Origin of the sequence: Paractinoplanes rhizophilus, assembly GCF_042664765.1 — a bacterium.
Taxonomy (GTDB): domain Bacteria; phylum Actinomycetota; class Actinomycetes; order Mycobacteriales; family Micromonosporaceae; genus Actinoplanes; species Actinoplanes rhizophilus.
In genome coordinates, this window is record NZ_JBHTBJ010000013.1 from 92292 (window position 1) to 107706 (window position 15415).

Sequence of the window (15415 nt, forward strand, 5' to 3'; positions counted from 1 at the left end):
TCAACACTGGGATCGGTCATGTGTGTGCGTCCTCGGCCGGCTCGGCCGGGTCGGGTGGCGGTTCGGTGCGGGCCCGCGGGCCACGCTGCGGGGCACGGCTCAGGCCGCGGTCGAAACGCTCCAGGTCACGGTCCTGGCTGGACCGCAGCTGCCACGGCACGCTGGTCACCATCACGCCGGGCTCGAACAGCAGCCGGCCCTTGATGCGCAACGCGCTCTGGTTGTGCAGCAGGTTCTCCCACCAGCGGCCGACCACATACTCGGGCACGAAGACGGTGACCACGTCGCGCGGCGAGCCGCGGCGGATGCCCTTGACGAAGTCGATGATCGGGCGGGTGATCTCGCGGTAGGGCGAGTCGACCACCGTGAGCGGCACCGGGATCTGGCGGCGCTCCCACTCCTGCTGGATGGTGCGGGTGTCCTTGTCGTCGACGTTGACGGTGACCGCGGTGAGCGTGTCGGGGCGGGTCGCCTGGGCGTAGGCGACCGCCCGCAGCGTCGGCATGTGCACCTTGCTGACCAGCACGACCGCGTGGTTGCGGCTGGGCAGCACCGGGCGCTCGTCGGTCGGCTGCAGCTCCTGGGCGACCCGCGTGTAGTGCTTGCGGATGCCGAGCATGGTCACGTAGATGACCACCATCGCGGCGATCGCGATCCACGCGCCGAGCAGGAACTTCGTGATCAGCACGACGATCAGCACGGCGCCGGTCAGGCCCATGCCGAACGCGTTGATCGCGCGGGAGCGCTTCATCCGGCTGCGGCGCGCGGGATCGCGCTGGGTGCGCAGCAGCCGGTTCCAGTGCCGGATCATGCCGCCCTGGGACAGCGTGAACGAGACGAACACGCCCACGATGTAGAGCTGGATGAGCCGGGTGGTCTCCGCCTGGAACGCGATGACCAGCACGATCGCCGCCCCGGCCAGGAAGATGATGCCGTTGGAGAAGGCCAGCCGGTCGCCGCGGGTGTGCAGCTGGCGGGGCAGGTAGCGGTCCTGGGCGAGGATCGAGCCGAGCACCGGGAAGCCGTTGAAGGCGGTGTTCGCGGCCAGGAACAGGATGAGCGCGGTCACCGCGGAAACCAGATAGAGCAGCGGCGACCCGTGCCCGAAGACGGTCTCGGCCAGCTGGGCGACGACCGGCTTCTGGTCGTATCCGGGCGGCCCGGAGACGATCTGGGTGCTCTGGTCCTCGACGAACTGCAGGTGCGTGCGGCGGGACAGCACCACGATGCCGACCAGCATGATGATCGCGGTCACGCCGAGCAGCAGCAGCGTGGTCGCCGCGTTCTTGCTCTTCGGCGGCTTGAACGCGGGCACCCCGTTGGAGATCGCCTCGACCCCGGTGAGCGCCGCACAGCCCGAGGAGAACGTGCGTAACAGCAGGTAGACGAAGGCGAAGCTGGTCAGGTGGCCGTGCTCGGCGGTGATCACCAGTCCGGCCGAGGGGGCGCGCAGCTCCTGGCCGAGGACGAACTCGCGGACCAGGCCGGTGAGGATCACGCCGATGATGACCACGATGAACGCGTACGTCGGAACGGCGAAGGCGATGCCCGCCTCGCGCAGGCCGCGCAGGTTGAGCGCGGTGAGGATGACGATCCCGCCGACGCAGAACGCGACCGGGTTGTTCTTGGCCAGCGGCCACACCGCGCCCAGCGCCGCCACCCCGGACGAGGTCGACACGGCCACGGTGAGGATGTAGTCGACGAGGAGGGCGCTGGCCACGCCCAGGCCGGCCCGCGGGCCGAGGTTGACCGTGGCGACCTCGTAGTCGCCGCCGCCGGAGGGGTAGGCGTGCACGTTCTGCCGGTAGCTGGCCACCACGGTGATCATCACGACCCCGACGGCGAGGGCGATCCAGGGCGAGATCACGAAGGCGCTCGCACCGGCGATCGAGAGGGTCAGCAGGATCTCGTCGGGCGCGTACGCCACGCTCGACAGCGCGTCGCTGGCGAAGACGGGCAGCGCGATCCGCTTCGGCAGCAGCGTGTGCTGCAACCGGTCGGAGCGGAACGGTCGGCCCAGCAGCAATCGCTTGGCGAGGGAGGTCGAACTGGCCACGAGTGCCAAGAGTACGGCCGGTCCACCCGCGGTGTGCCCCGCCCCGGCCGCCGTCCGCCGCGGGGGCATGGCACGCTCACACATGTCAGCATTGACCCGGGAGGGCACGACACGTGCACGTGGTGATCATGGGGTGTGGCCGGCTCGGCTCCACGCTCGCGCACAACCTCGAGAGCCGCGGCCACTCGGTCGCGGTGATCGACCAGAACGCGGACGCGTTCCGCCGTCTCGGCTCGGATTTCGGCGGCATCACGGTCACCGGCGTCGGCTTCGACCGCGACGTCATGCGGGCGGCCGGCATCGAGCGCGCCGACGCGTTCGCCGCGGTCTCCAGCGGCGACAACTCCAACATCATCTCGGCCCGGCTGGCCCGCGAGACCTTCGGCGTGTCCCGGGTCGTCGCCCGCATCTACGACTCGCGCCGCGCCCAGGTGTACGAGCGGCTCGGCATCCCCACGGTGGCCACGATCCGCTGGGCCGCCGACCGGATGGTGCGCCACCTCGTGCCCGAGGGCACCGTCGAGGTGTTCCGCGACCCGACCAGCGTGATCTCGATCGTCGAGGCGCCGATCCACCGCGACTGGGTGGGCCGCCCGCTGAAGACCCTGGAGGAGGCCACCGGCGCCCGGGTGGCCTACCTGATGCGCTTCGGGATGGGCATGCTCGGCACGCCGTCCACCGTCATCCAGGACGGCGACCAGATCTTCCTGCTGGTCACCGACGACACCGTCGGCGATGTGCTGGACATCGCCGCCGGATCGCACAGGGAAGGGCAGTGACCATGCGGATCGCCATCGCCGGGGCCGGCAACGTCGGCCGGTCGATCGCGCAGGAGCTGATCGGCAACGGCCACAGCGTCATGCTGATCGAGCGGCAGCCCCGCCAGCTGCGCCCCGAGCGAGTGCCCGAGGCCGAGTGGGTGCTGGCCGACGCCTGCGAGCTGTCCAGCCTCGAGGAGGCCGACGTGGCCGGCTGCGACGTCGTGGTGGCGGCCACCGGCGACGACAAGGTCAACCTGGTGGTCTCGCTGCTGGCCAAGACCGAGTTCGCGGTGCCGAGAGTGGTCGCCCGGGTTAATCGCGCCGAGAACGAGTGGCTGTTCACCGAGCAGTGGGGCGTCGACGTCTCGGTCAGCAAGCCCCGCCTGATGGCCGCGCTGGTGGAGGAGGCGGTCACGGTCGGCGACCTGGTCCGCCTCATGACCTTCCGCCAGGGCGAGGCCAACCTGGTCGAGATCACCCTGCCCCGTCACGCCCCCTACGAGGGCAAGCCGGTCCGCAGCGTCCCGCTCCCCCGCGACGCCGCCCTGGTGGCCATCCTGCGCGGCAAGCGGGTGGTGGTACCCACCGCCGACGATCCGCTCGAGGCCGGCGACGAGCTCATCTTCGTCTGCACCACCGAGGTCGAAGATCAGATCCGCGCGGTCATCCTCGGCACCGAGGGCCGCGAGCTGGGCGGCTGACTTCCGCCCGGCGCCTCCGCAAAACCGCATTTTCCGTACGGCGTACGCCGTCCCCAACCGCAGTCGGCACCCGACCCGCGTCACACCGCGGTGCGCGTGCGGGTGCCGATGGCCGGGCATCGCCCTGGTAGTCGGGCCCGAGCCGCCCCTGTGGACGGCGACGATTTCTTGTCGTACCCACCTGCTCTACTGGACCCCGCCCAAGCGCCGGGGCGGGGGATGGATTGTGGGCGCTGCGAAGATCGAAAACTTGCGGTGATCAGCAGGCTGGGCTGCTTGCCATGGCCCGGGGGGTTGGGTGGGCGCGGCGGGGTGCGGCCCGTCGCGCTGGCCGGCCTCGGATCCCACGATGTGGCGAGCGCGTTCAGCCAGAGGGACGCGTTCCCATGTCGTGGCCGCGTGTCGCGGTGCCTGGGACGATCCGCTCACCATGTGAGACGCCTGCCGGAAATATCGGGTATATCTGGCGGCTGTTGATCGAGGGCGACCGGCGATGGTGAGTATCCGTTCGGCGCGAACGGCAACTCAACAAGATCTACGCATTGGTGGCAGACGGAGGCCGAGCGGGCGGCGGGTACGGATCGCCACGACGGCGCCGCAACGGGCCGCGCTCACGGTGAGCATGCGCGGGCCAGCCCATGGCAGCCCGGCCCAGCCACCACCCCACCGCGGCGGGCCGCACGAACGTGACCACGCACGAGCCGGGGCCTGCGGCGGGCCGCACGAAGGTGACCGCGCACGAGCCCGGGCCCGCGGCGGGCAACACGAACGTGACCGCGCACGAGCGCGAGCCCGCAGCGCGCGGCCGACGGGGCGCGTCAGTCAGGGTGAGCGGGGGCCGGCGGGCGGCGCCACCGAGCTCAGCCCGGCGGTCGCGACACAGGCCGTACCCCGCGCGCGCCTCGCGTCGCGCGGCGGGCACGGCGTCGTCTGCGGTTGTGGACGGTCGTCGCCCGTACCGATAAAGCTGAGCGACCAAACCGCCAAGGCCTACGCCGGCGCGATGTCCTTCTGGGTGCTGGTGACGCGGTGGATGGCCCAGGCCGTGAAGGCGAAGGTGGCCGCGTAGATGGGCCAGCTGATCAGGATCCGGACGATGCCCAGCGCGTTCGCCTCGCCCAGAGCCCACAGGTAATACTGGATGCCGGCCCGCAGCGACAGCGACAGCACCCACACCAGGGTCAGCCACTGGAAGGTGCGGAACAGCCGCGTGTTGCCGAACCAGTCCTGATGGCCCTTGTTGGCCATGATCCCCCAGGCGTACCCGATGATCGGCTTGCGCACCACCACCGAGAGCAACAGCACCGCCGCCTGCCCGAACGTCAGCAGGATGCCGGGGAGGTAGAAGTCCTTGGCCTCGCCGGTGCGCCAGGCCAGGAACGCGCCGATCGCGATGCCGAACAGACCGTTGACCGCGTGCCGCACCGGCTGCTTGCGCATCAGGCGGAACACGCCGATGCCGACGGCCGAGATCACCGACCCGGCGATCGCCCAGTACAGCGCCGTCTTTTTGTCCAGGCCGAGGACGGCGTCCCCGAGCACCACGTTGAACAGCACGAACGCCAGAACCGGGAGGCTCGACTCGACCAGCCCGCGGACGCCGCCCAACTGCTCGGCGATCTGCTCGCTCATCGAGGGAAAGGGCTCGTCGTCCTCGTCCGAAGGCACCGGATGGAGGTCCAGCTCCTCCACGACCTCCTCCGCGAGCCGTTCCTCCACGGTTTCCTGCGCGGCGTGACGCGGCGGCTCGCTGCCGGGTGTCACCGGGGCGCCTCCAGCTCGTAGTACGGGTTGTAGATGACCTTGCGGTCATCCCGGATGGCTATCCGGCCACGCGCGGTGAGCTGCCTGCCGGGCTCGATGCCGGCGATCGACCGGCGGCCCAGGAAGACGAGCGTGACCACGTCGCTGCCGTCGTAGAGGTCGGCCTCCAGCGTCGGCAGGTTGGTCCGAGGAGTGTACGCCACCGTGCGCAACCGGCCGGACACCGAGACGACCTGTCCCCGGTTGCACTGGCCGACCGGCATGGCGCCGCATTTCGCGCTCTCTCGCTGCAGCCGCTCGGCGTCGAGCTCCGAGTCGCTGGCGGTCAGCCGGTCGAGGAACCTGCGCAGACCGGTGCGCTCATCGGTGGACATGGCAACCACGGTACGCCGTCAGGTGCGCCGAATCACCGGTGGTGGCCGTTCGGTCCCTGCTCCTCCTGGGCCTGCGCGGCCGCCGCCTGATCGTGCATCTCCTTGGGCAGCCGGAGCGGCAGCGCCTCGCGCACCGGGCGGGCCTCCGCGTCGCGGATGACCACCAGCCCGGAGAGCACCTCGCCGAGCGCGCCCTCGCGGCCCGGGTTGGCCGCCGCCGCGCCCTGGTAGAGCGCCCGCACCATCCAGCGCGGCCCGTCCACGCCGACGAATCGCACGTCGGCCGGGCCCTCCGGGGTGGTGACCCGCGCGGTGAGCTCGGCGCCGTACGGCCCCTGGACCTCGCGCGGCGAGACGCCGTCGGCGGTCATCGCCTGGGCGATCTCGGCGCGGACCTCGTCCCAGATGCCCTCGGTGCGCGGCGCCGCGAACACGCCCAGCTGGAGCGCGCTGTCGCCGTCGACCAGCACGACCTGCTCGACGCCGCCGTCCGGGTTGGCCTGCACCCGCACCTCGACGCCCTCGATCGCGGGGATCTGCAGGCTGCCCAGGTCGAGCCGCTGCACCCCCTCGGGCGCGTGCTTGGCGTCCCAGGGGCCGGTCGCCGGGGCCGGGCCCTCGTCGTCGGCCACGAGACTCTGCGCGAGCGCCTCGGACGGCGGCGCGTCGGCGGCACGCACGTGCTTGGGGCGCTTACGGGAGAACATCACTGCCACCTTCCGTGATCAAAGACTGGTGCCCGCCGGTCGATCCCGTGCCGCCGGCACCGCGCGCGGTGTCGTCGAGGGTGTCGACCACGTGGAACACGGCCCGCTCGACCCGCTGGACGACCAGCTGGGCGATGCGGTCGCCGCGTGAGATCTTGACAGTCTGCTCGCGGTCGTGGTTCACCAGGATGACCAGAACCTCGCCGCGGTAGCCCGCGTCGACCGTACCGGGCGCGTTGAGCACCGTGACACCCAGCCGGGCCGCCAGCCCGGACCGCGGGTGGACGAGACCGACGTAGCCCTCGGGGATCGCCACCGCAATGCCCGTGCGCACGGTGGCCCGCCCACCGGGGTGGAGCGTCACGTCCTCGGCGGCGACCAGGTCGGCGCCGGCGTCGCCCGGGTGCGCATAGGCCGGGAGCGGCAGGCCGGGATCGAGCCTGCGGATCGGGATGACAACGTCGGTCAAGGCAGCTTCCTTCATCAAGGCCGGGCACCCACCCTGCCATACTGCCGTGCCCGCTTTCTTCAGGCGCGTCGTACCCTTCCAGGGTGACACCGCAGTCCCCCGCGCGCAGCACCGCACCGGCCGCCTACACCGAGCGGCTGGGTCTCTCGTGGTGGTCCTGGCTGGCCGCGCTGGCGGTCGACCTGATCGTCGGCTTCGAGATCCTGCTCGGCTTCCCCGAGGCCCCGGGCTGGCTGCCGTTCGCCGTGCTGTTGCCGCTCACCGCGGCCCTGCTGCTCTGGTTCGGCCGCATCCGGGTGACGGTGACCGCCGACGAGCTCCAGGTCGACGACGCCCGGCTGCCGCTCGCGGTGATCTCCGATGTGGTGGCTCTGGACGCCGCCGGCAAGCGCGAGGCCCTCGGCGTCGGCGCCCATCCGATGGCCTTCGTCATCCAGCGGCCGTGGATCGGCCCCGCGGTGCAGGTGCTGCTCGACGACCCGGCCGATCCCACGCCGTTCTGGCTGATCAGCACGCGGCGCCCGGTGGAGCTGGCGACCGCGCTGCTCGACCAGGTCAGGAAGACTCGATGATCCTGGGCCGCGACCGGCGGAGGTCCTTGCTGACGTGCTCGCCCAGCGCCCGGGTGGCGCGCCGGTTGAGATAACCGGCGACGGCGGCGCCGGTGAGCAGCGGCCCCAGCGTGCTCAGGCTGCGGCCGAACCGGCGCAGCAGGCTGTTCTGCAGGTCACGGCGGGCGGCCGTGCCCAGCACGGTGGCCACCCCCACGCCGGGCAGCAGCGGGTTGATCCCGCGCTGCTGCGACCACGACTGGAGCAGCGCGAGCGCACGCTGGCCGGGACCGCCGGCGATCGGCTGGTGGTAGGCCTCGTGCAACTCGCCGAGGAGCTTCAGCTCGATCGCCACCACCGCGACCGTCTCGGCGGCCAGCAGCACCGGCATCGAGAGCAGCGTGGGCGTGGCGACCCACTCGACGGCGGCCACGCCGCCGCCGACCGCGCCGATCCCGGCGGTGGACCGCGCGGCGTTGCGGATCAGGCGCTCGGCCAGGTCGTCGTCGCTCAGGCCGGGGAAGTGGCGGTGGAGCGTGGCCCGATCGCGGATCGGGACGTGCGGCGCCACGTCGGTGACCGCGTCGGCCATCCAGCGCAGCGCGGCCTTGGGACGGAACAGCTGGCCCAGCCCACGCCGGCGGATGTCGCCGACGAGGCGGCCGAGCAGCTCGCGCCGGGTCGCCGGCTCGAGGTCGTCGGCGGTCAATGCCGCGACCGTCTGGCCCAGTTCCGCGTCCTGGCCGGGTTCCAGGTCCGTGCCCGGTTCCACGGTCCGGCCCGGCTCGGCGGTCCTGCCCAGCTCGGCGGTCGTGCCCAGCTCCGTGTCGCCGTTGACGTCGGCCTCGGCGGGCGTGGCGGCGCCCGGTTCGGCCTCCGGCGAAGGGTGGCTCATGGTGTCCTCCCCGTGGTGCGTGGCATCAGCTGGAAAGCCTGATGCCCGGTCGTGTCCCCCATTGAAACCAGCACGGTCCGGTCGGGAGCGCGGCCGGTGGTGCGCTGCGCGCGAGAACGCCGGTCAGGCGCACTCGCGGCAGATCAGCTCCCCGTTGCGCTCCGCGGCCAGCTGGCTGCGGTGGTGCACGAGGAAACAACGGGCGCAGCGGAACTCGTCTTGCTGCATGGGCAGCACCTTGACGGTCAGTTCCTCGTCGGCCAGGTCGGCGCCGGGCAGCTCGAAGCTTTCCGCCACCTCGACCTCGTCGACGTCCACTGAGCCCGACTGCGAGTCGGCGCGACGGGCCTTGAGCTCCTCGAGGCTGTCCTCGCCGAGGTCGACCTCATCGCGACGCGGGGCGTCGTAGTCGGTGGCCATCGGTTTTCACTCTCCTGTATCGATGAGTCACTTGGCGTTAGTAACGCCGGTGACGAGGTTTCGGTTCCCGGTTCCGCCGGACGATTTCTGACAACTCGTACTGACCTCTGGAAACTGCCCCGGCGAGCGCGGAACCTTACCTGCGTCGCGGCAGAGTTGTACGCATACAGGCGGCCCATTGTTCCCGATGTGACCGAGGCGACATCAAAGTAGGGGCGAAACGCTCTGGATCATCGTCGGCGCGCCGGAGGGATTCCCTGTTTCCGCATGCCTGGCGCACAGACGCTAACCTCTCGACAGGCACCGCGCCTCCCGACAGGCGCCGCGTCCCCCGCGGCCGTCTCACCCAATCCTGGAGCCAGCCCCATGAGCTTTGCCCGCGTCCGAGCGCTCGTCGTCGTTGGCGTGCTCGCCGTGGCCGCGGTGGTCTTCGTCGTGACCGCCCTGGTCCGCGACTCGCAGGGCGACGTGGTGAACGGAGAGGATTGCCCCGCGGGCGCCCCGCTCGCCGACGTGACGCTGCCGGACGATCCGGCCGAGGTAACCGTACGCATCCTCAACGGCACGAACACCCCCGGGCTGGCCGACAGCGTCACCAACGAGTTCAAGAACCGGCGCTTCACCGTGCAGAAGCCGGCCGAGAGCAAGACCAAGTACAAGGGCGTCGCCGAGATCCGGTTCGGCCCGGACGCGGTCGGGCGGGCCCAGCTGCTCCGGGCGTACTTCCTGGCCCAGTCGAAGATGGAGTACAACGCCAAGCGCAAGGGCGCCACGATCGACATCGTGATCGGCAGCCAGTTCCGGCAGCTCGCCACGACGACCGAGGTCAACCAGTCGCTGGTCGAGGTCGGCGAGCCGACCCTGCCGCCGGGCGCCTGCATCAAGCCGGTCAAGAAGAAGGACGACGACTCCTAGGCCCCGCCGGCCGCGTCCAGCTCGACCAGCGCGGCTTCCAGCGGCCCGAAGAGGGCGGGCGGAGCGGCCACGACCATCTCGAGGCTGGGCGGGGCGCCCTGGAGCCCGCGGACGATCGCGCCGGCCTCGGTGGCGACCAGCCCGCCGGCCGCGTGGTCCCACGGATTGAGACCTTTCTCGAAATATGCGTCGAGAACGCCCTCGCCGACCGAGCACAGATCGAGCGACGCCGCGCCGATCCGCCGGATGTCCCGCACCCGGGTGATCAATTGGGCCACGACCGCGCCCTGATGGGCCCGGCGCTTGGCGTCGTAGCCGAAACCGGTGCCGAGCAGAGCTTGCGCCAAATTCTCCTGGGAGGAGCAGCGCAGCCGCCGCCCGGCCCGCCAGGCGCCGCCGCCGCGAGTCGCGGTCCATTCGTCGCCGGTGGCCGCGTTGATCACGACGCCGGCGACCACCACGCCGTCCACCTCGGCGGCCAGCGACACCGCGTACGCCGGTATGCCGTACAGGTAGTTCACGGTCCCGTCGATCGGGTCGAGGATCCACCGCACGGCGCCCTCGGCAACCGGCGACTCGCCGTACTCCTCACCCAACACGCCGTCCGCGGGACGCGCCGCACGCAGGGCGTCCACCACCTGGCGCTCGACCGCCCGATCGGCGGCCGTCACCACGTCCGTACGCGTGCTCTTGGTCTCGACATCGGTGATCGCCGCGGACCGCATCCGCCGCGCGGTCGCCGCGGCCTCGCGCGCGATCGGCACGGCCATCGAAAGCAGCTCGCCGGCCGCCGGAAACTCGCTCACTTGTTCGCCCTTTCCGCCGATACCATTCTCGCGCCAAGAGTCTCCGGCGAGGTCGGCGACCCCCTGCGGCGTGCTGCGGCGGGAGGATCTCACCGGACGGCGCTACAATTCACGCCTACCCACCGCTTCGCGAACGTAAGAGAGCGTCCCGGGGGTCCCCACACCAACACCGGCCAGCTTCCCCGCCGTGCGCTGCGCTGGGCTCATGGCCGCACAACCTCATCGCCTCCGGAAGGTCTTTCGTGACAGAAGCCCACCAGAACGGTGCCGACGTTCGTTCTCTCACCGAGGCCCTGATCGCCCACGCGCAGGGCGCCGGCGGGCAGCTCACATCGGCCGAGGTCGCTCGCACGCTCGAGTCCGCCGAGGTGAATCCGGCTCAGGCCAAGAAGATCCTGCGCGGTCTCGTGGACGCCGGCATCACCGTCGTCGTCGACGGCTCGGCGAGCACTCGCCGCAAGGTTGCCGCCGCCCGCGCCGCGACGCCCGCCTCCAAGGCCACCACCGCCAAGGCGGCGCCGGCCACGAAGAAGGCCGCCGCCCCGAAGCAGAGCGCCGCCGCCGCGCCGGCCGCCGAGGGCGAGGCCGCCCCCGCCAAGAAGGCGGCGCCGGCCAAGAAGGCGGCCGCCAAGACCGCCGCCCCTGCCAAGAAGGCCGCGCCCGCCAAGGCCGCCGCTCCGGGCGAGGAGGGCGCTCCCGAGGACGCCGAGGAGATCGATCCCGAGGCGCTGGCCGCCGAGATCGAGGACGTGGTCGTCGAGGAGCCGGCCGCCATGGTCGAGGCCGCCGCGACCGACGCCGCGAGCTCGGCCACCGACGGCGACTTCGAGTGGGACGACGAGGAGTCCGAGGCCCTCAAGCAGGCCCGCCGCGACGCCGAGCTGACCGCCTCCGCCGACTCCGTCCGGGCCTACCTCAAGCAGATCGGCAAGGTCCCCCTGCTGAACGCCGAGCAGGAGGTCGAGCTGGCCAAGCGCATCGAGGCCGGGCTGTACGCGGCCGAGCGCCTGCGCGCCTGCGACGAGGGCGAGGAGAAGCTCGAGCGGACGATGGAGCGCGACCTGCGCTGGATCGGCCGCGACGGCGAGCGGGCCAAGAACCACCTGCTCGAGGCCAACCTCCGCCTGGTGGTATCGCTGGCGAAGCGCTACACGGGCCGCGGCATGGCGTTCCTCGACCTGATCCAGGAGGGCAACCTCGGCCTGATCCGGGCGGTCGAGAAGTTCGACTACACCAAGGGTTACAAGTTCTCGACGTACGCCACCTGGTGGATCCGGCAGGCGATCACCCGCGCGATGGCCGACCAGGCCCGCACGATCCGCATCCCGGTGCACATGGTCGAGGTCATCAACAAGCTCGGCCGCATACAGCGTGAGCTGCTCCAGGACCTGGGCCGCGAGCCCACCCCGGAAGAGCTGGCCAAGGAGATGGACATCACCCCGGAAAAGGTGCTGGAGATCCAGCAGTACGCCCGAGAGCCCATCTCGCTCGACCAGACCATCGGCGACGAGGGCGACAGCCAGCTCGGCGACTTCATCGAGGACTCCGAGGCGGTCGTCGCGGTCGACGCGGTCTCGTTCTCGCTGCTGCAGGACCAGCTCCAGCAGGTGCTCCAGACGCTCTCCGAGCGCGAGGCCGGCGTGGTCCGGCTGCGCTTCGGCCTGACCGACGGCCAGCCCCGCACGCTGGACGAGATCGGCCAGGTCTACGGCGTCACCCGCGAGCGCATCCGGCAGATCGAGTCCAAGACGATGTCGAAGCTGCGTCACCCGTCCCGGTCGCAGGTTCTCCGGGACTACTTGGACTAGGCAGGACGGCCGGGCCTTAGTCAACAGAGCGTGTCCGTTTGATCACCACCCGTACATCGCCGGGTGATGGTCAGACCGTTGTGCAGAAATGATCGTTGACGTGGCACCCTTGGATCACGGCACACTAGCCCCAAGCACGTGTGACCCTGGTCCCCCCGGGGCACAGTGGGAAGGCTGCAACGGTGCAGGGTGTTGCACGATGTGAGCAGTAGCCGAGGAACATGTTCATCGGTTCGAACAGAGGAGGAAGGCGATGACCCCGACTCTCACGCCGCCGGCGGGTAGTGTGGCCGGCCCCGCAGCCGATGAACGGTGCGACCGCTGCAATGCAGCCGGAAAGCTCCGTTTGACCCTGGCTGGTGGCGGTGAGCTGGTGTTCTGCGGACACCACGCCAACCGGTACGCCGAGGACCTGGTGAAGATCGCGGTGCAGTACGCGGCGGACCCGGAGTTCACCTGGCGTGGCGCGGACATGATGTCTAACTCCAACTAGATCCCCGGAAGACGTGATCGAAGGGACGCCCAGGTGTGGGGCGTCCCTTTTCACGCGTCCCAGAGGCTTTCCACGGTCACTCCCAGGGCTCGGGAGATCTTGATAGCCAGGTACACCGACGGGGCGTAATCCCCGGTCTCCATCGCGATGATGGTCTGCCGACTGACCCCCACCGCCGCCGAGAGCCCTTGCTGGGTGAGGCCGGCCTCCTTGCGGGCGACCCGGATGCGGGTGCCCGCCGCACCGTCGGCCTCGGTGGCCCGCACCGGACCGGACGGTGGCGCCATCAGTCCTCGTCCTTGGCGAGCGCCTCGCGCCGCTGAACCCGCCGGCCCTTGACGACCAGAGCCACGACGCTGATGCACCCGCCGATCAAGCCGCCCACGATCGCGCCGATCCAGGTCGAGTTGTCGGGGTCGTGGACGTAGAAGGCGCCGGCCACGAACACCCCGTAGGGCGGGGCGGTCACCGCGGTCAGCAGAACCCGCTTGGCGCTCCAGCTGCGCGGAGCGGTCTCCACCCTGCGCGCCCTGACGTAGATCGTGCTGAGCACGGCCGGGAGCCAGAACGCGACCAGCATCAGCGCCAGCGGGAGGACCGAGTCGTCGCCGAGCGGCCACACCGCGATCGCCGCCACCCACGGAATGAGGATCGCCTGGAGCTGGGAGGCGGTGGCGATGCCCTCATACCACCGGTACCGCTCCCGCTCGTCGCCGTAGAGGTCGCCGTCCAGATCGAGATTCCACCGCACCACGCGGTCGAGCATTGATGTCGTCATGCGTCCATCATCGTGTTAAGTCCTCTTGACGTCAAGTGGCCTTAACATCGAATGTGGCCGCCGGGCGCCGCAGCGCCTTTCTACGACCCGGCCCGGCCCGGGTATGGGTCAAGTCCACCCCAGGGACGGAAAACCCGGAGCGTGCCGCTGGGACCGCGGAATCGACCTCACAACGTCTGGATCGTCGCGATCCGCTCCTCCAGCTGCTCGATGGTCGCCTGAGCGCTCGGCGGGCCGCCGCAGATCCGCCGCAGCTCGGCGTGGATCTTGCCGTGCGGCAGGTTGGTGCGGTGGTGATGGGCGGCCACCAGCGTGTTCAGCTGGCGGCGCAGGCTGTTGCGCCGCTCCCCTGCGGTCATCGGCACCGGCGCGGGATCGCGCTGGGCCGGCACCGTCTCGGCCGTCTTCTGCCGCTTCTGGGCGGCCAACTGGTCGGCCTGCCGCTTGTTGAGCACCATCGACACCTGGTCGGGGGTGAGCAGCCCGGGTATGCCGAGGTACTCCTCCTCCTCGGCGGTGCCGGTGCGGGCGCCGGTGCCGAACGAGGTGCCGTCGTAGATGACCTGGTCGAGCTCCGCGATCGAGGACAGCGCCTCGAACTGCTTCTCCAGCTCGCCGGAGGCATCCTCCTCGCGCTGCGCCCGCTCCATCAGGTCGTCGTCGAGGCCGTCCTTCTGCTTCGGCGCGCCCAGGACGTGGTCGCGCTGCGCCTCCATCTCGCTGGCCAGCCCGAGCAGGTGCGGCACGCTGGGCAGGAACACCGTCGCCGTCTCGCCCGGCACCCGGGCCCGCACGAAGCGGCCGATCGCCTGCGCGAAGTACAGCGGGGTGGAGGCGCTGGTGGCGTAGACGCCCACGGCCAGGCGCGGAATGTCGACGCCCTCGGAGACCATCCGCACCGCGACCAGCCAGCGCTCCTCGGAGGCGGCGAAGGAGGCGATCCGGCCCGAGGCGCCCTCGTCGTCGGAGAGCACGACCACGGCCGGCCGCCCGGTGATCTCGTGCAACAGCTTCGCGTACGCCCGGGCGGTCTGCTGGTCGCTCGCGATGACCAGGCCGCCCGCGTCGGTCATGCCGTGCTCGCGCAGTTTGGTCAGCCGGGCGTCGGCGGCCCGCAGCACCTGTGGCATCCAGTCGCCGCGGTGGTCCAGCGCGGTACGCCAGGCCTGGGCCACCAGATCCTTGGTCATCGGCTCACCGAGACGGGCGGCCAGCTCGTCGCCCGCGTTGGTGCGCCACCGCGTCTCGCCGGAGTACGCCATGAACAGCACCGGCCGCACCACCCGGTCGCGCAGCGCGTCCGCGTACCCGTAGACCGAATCGGCCCGGGAGCGTTGCAGGCCGTCCTCCCCGCGCTCGTAGGCCACGAACGGGATCGGGTTCTCGTCGGACCGGAACGGGGTGCCGGTCAGCATCAGCCGGCGGGTGGCCTCCTCGAAGGCGGACTTGACCCCGTCGCCCCACGTGCGCGAGTCGCCGGCGTGGTGGATCTCGTCGAGGATGACGAACGTCTTGCGGGTCATCGTGCGCCGCCGGTGCACCGCCGGGGCCATGCCGACCTGCGCGTAGGTCAGGACCGCGCCGTGGAAGTCGCGCGCCGAGTGCACGTCGGCGTTGCGGAAGGTCGGGTCGAGCTGGATGCCGACCCGGCCGGCGGCGGCCGCCCACTGGCTCTTGAGGTGCTCGGTCGGGCACACCACGGTGACCGCCTCGACGGTGCCGTCGGCGAGCAGCTCGGCGGCGATCCGGAGGGCGAAGGTGGTCTTGCCGGCCCCGGGCGTCGCCACGGCCATGAAGTCCTCGGAGCGGCGCCGCAGGTACTCCACCAGCGCTTTTCGCTGCCAGGTGCGCAGCGGTGGGAACCTCTCCAGATCCGGTAAAGGCGGGCTCACGAACATCCCTTCAGTTCCGGCACAG

17 protein-coding genes are annotated in these 15415 nt (G+C 71.0%); 6 read left to right on the top strand and 11 right to left on the bottom strand.

Annotated features, from left to right (window positions below):
* Positions 1 to 16: 16 nt before the first annotated feature.
* Positions 17 to 2056 (bottom strand): APC family permease, encoded by a 2040-nt coding sequence (locus ACFQS1_RS19300; protein WP_378970092.1) that lies wholly within the window; start codon positions 2054 to 2056, stop codon positions 17 to 19.
* Positions 2057 to 2169: 113 nt separating this feature from the next.
* On the opposite strand from ACFQS1_RS19300, the gene ACFQS1_RS19305 reads away from it, so the two are divergent.
* Both ACFQS1_RS19305 and ACFQS1_RS19310 read left to right on the top strand, forming a co-directional pair.
* Positions 2170 to 2835, top strand: coding sequence for a potassium channel family protein (locus ACFQS1_RS19305; protein WP_378970094.1), 666 nt, complete (start codon positions 2170 to 2172; stop codon positions 2833 to 2835).
* Positions 2832 to 3518, top strand: coding sequence for a potassium channel family protein (locus ACFQS1_RS19310; protein ID WP_378970096.1), 687 nt, complete (start codon positions 2832 to 2834; stop codon positions 3516 to 3518). Before ACFQS1_RS19305 ends, ACFQS1_RS19310 begins: the two co-directional genes overlap by 4 nt.
* Positions 3519 to 4508: 990 nt before the next feature.
* On the opposite strand, the gene ACFQS1_RS19315 is transcribed toward ACFQS1_RS19310, so the two are convergent.
* Genes ACFQS1_RS19315 through dut form a run of 4 tightly spaced genes read right to left on the bottom strand, consistent with a single transcriptional unit; the run spans position 4509 to position 6847 of the window.
* Positions 4509 to 5282 carry a DUF3159 domain-containing protein gene (locus ACFQS1_RS19315; RefSeq protein WP_378970098.1) on the bottom strand — a complete coding sequence of 258 codons (774 nt, stop codon included), beginning with the start codon at positions 5280 to 5282 and terminating at the stop codon, positions 4509 to 4511.
* Positions 5279 to 5656 carry an OB-fold nucleic acid binding domain-containing protein gene (locus tag ACFQS1_RS19320; RefSeq protein WP_378970100.1) on the bottom strand — a complete coding sequence of 126 codons (378 nt, stop codon included), beginning with the start codon at positions 5654 to 5656 and terminating at the stop codon, positions 5279 to 5281. Before ACFQS1_RS19320 ends, ACFQS1_RS19315 begins: the two co-directional genes overlap by 4 nt.
* 32 nt (positions 5657 to 5688) lie before the next feature.
* Positions 5689 to 6363, bottom strand: a complete 675-nt coding sequence (locus ACFQS1_RS19325) for a DUF3710 domain-containing protein (protein ID WP_378970102.1) — start codon at positions 6361 to 6363, stop codon at positions 5689 to 5691.
* Positions 6350 to 6847, bottom strand: a complete 498-nt coding sequence (gene dut, locus ACFQS1_RS19330) for a dUTP diphosphatase (protein WP_378970104.1) — start codon at positions 6845 to 6847, stop codon at positions 6350 to 6352. The genes ACFQS1_RS19325 and dut overlap by 14 nt, the downstream gene beginning before the upstream one ends.
* Positions 6848 to 6915: 68 nt before the next feature.
* On the opposite strand from dut, the gene ACFQS1_RS19335 reads away from it, so the two are divergent.
* Positions 6916 to 7404, top strand: coding sequence for a DUF3093 domain-containing protein (locus ACFQS1_RS19335; protein ID WP_378970106.1), 489 nt, complete (start codon positions 6916 to 6918; stop codon positions 7402 to 7404).
* On the opposite strand, the gene ACFQS1_RS19340 is transcribed toward ACFQS1_RS19335, so the two are convergent.
* Together ACFQS1_RS19340 and ACFQS1_RS19345 are read right to left on the bottom strand one after the other, a co-directional pair.
* Positions 7388 to 8278: a hypothetical protein gene (locus ACFQS1_RS19340; RefSeq protein WP_378970108.1), complete on the bottom strand. Its 891-nt coding sequence runs from the start codon at positions 8276 to 8278 to the stop codon at positions 7388 to 7390. The two genes, ACFQS1_RS19335 and ACFQS1_RS19340, sit on opposite strands and share 17 nt — an antisense overlap.
* A 123-nt stretch (positions 8279 to 8401) precedes the next feature.
* On the bottom strand, positions 8402 to 8698 hold the full coding sequence (locus ACFQS1_RS19345; RefSeq protein WP_020512573.1) for a DUF4193 domain-containing protein: 297 nt from the start codon (positions 8696 to 8698) through the stop codon (positions 8402 to 8404).
* 366 nt (positions 8699 to 9064) lie between these two features.
* Here ACFQS1_RS19345 and ACFQS1_RS19350 point away from each other — a divergent pair, with 366 nt between their 5' ends.
* On the top strand, positions 9065 to 9613 hold the full coding sequence (locus tag ACFQS1_RS19350; RefSeq protein ID WP_378970111.1) for a LytR C-terminal domain-containing protein: 549 nt from the start codon (positions 9065 to 9067) through the stop codon (positions 9611 to 9613).
* On the opposite strand, the gene ACFQS1_RS19355 is transcribed toward ACFQS1_RS19350, so the two are convergent.
* Positions 9610 to 10383: an inositol monophosphatase family protein gene (locus tag ACFQS1_RS19355; RefSeq protein WP_378970387.1), complete on the bottom strand. Its 774-nt coding sequence runs from the start codon at positions 10381 to 10383 to the stop codon at positions 9610 to 9612. The genes ACFQS1_RS19350 and ACFQS1_RS19355 overlap by 4 nt on opposite strands.
* A gap of 278 nt (positions 10384 to 10661) precedes the next feature.
* Between ACFQS1_RS19355 and ACFQS1_RS19360 the strand changes: the two genes are divergently transcribed.
* Positions 10662 to 12227: an RNA polymerase sigma factor gene (locus tag ACFQS1_RS19360; protein WP_378970113.1), complete on the top strand. Its 1566-nt coding sequence runs from the start codon at positions 10662 to 10664 to the stop codon at positions 12225 to 12227.
* Between the two features lie 253 nt (positions 12228 to 12480).
* Entirely contained in the window at positions 12481 to 12720 is a 240-nt protein-coding gene (locus tag ACFQS1_RS19365; RefSeq protein WP_263024831.1) for a DUF7455 domain-containing protein, read from the top strand.
* A gap of 50 nt (positions 12721 to 12770) precedes the next feature.
* On the opposite strand, the gene ACFQS1_RS19370 is transcribed toward ACFQS1_RS19365, so the two are convergent.
* The 3 genes from ACFQS1_RS19370 to ACFQS1_RS19380 all read right to left on the bottom strand — a co-directional run bounded on the left by ACFQS1_RS19370 (position 12771) and on the right by ACFQS1_RS19380 (position 15396).
* Positions 12771 to 13007 (bottom strand): helix-turn-helix transcriptional regulator, encoded by a 237-nt coding sequence (locus ACFQS1_RS19370; RefSeq protein ID WP_378970115.1) that lies wholly within the window; start codon positions 13005 to 13007, stop codon positions 12771 to 12773.
* Complete coding sequence (locus ACFQS1_RS19375; protein ID WP_378970117.1) at positions 13007 to 13498, bottom strand: hypothetical protein; 492 nt, start codon at positions 13496 to 13498, stop codon at positions 13007 to 13009. The genes ACFQS1_RS19370 and ACFQS1_RS19375 overlap by 1 nt, the downstream gene beginning before the upstream one ends.
* Before the next feature lie 167 nt (positions 13499 to 13665).
* Positions 13666 to 15396 (bottom strand): DEAD/DEAH box helicase, encoded by a 1731-nt coding sequence (locus ACFQS1_RS19380; protein WP_378970119.1) that lies wholly within the window; start codon positions 15394 to 15396, stop codon positions 13666 to 13668.
* Positions 15397 to 15415 lie beyond the last annotated feature (19 nt).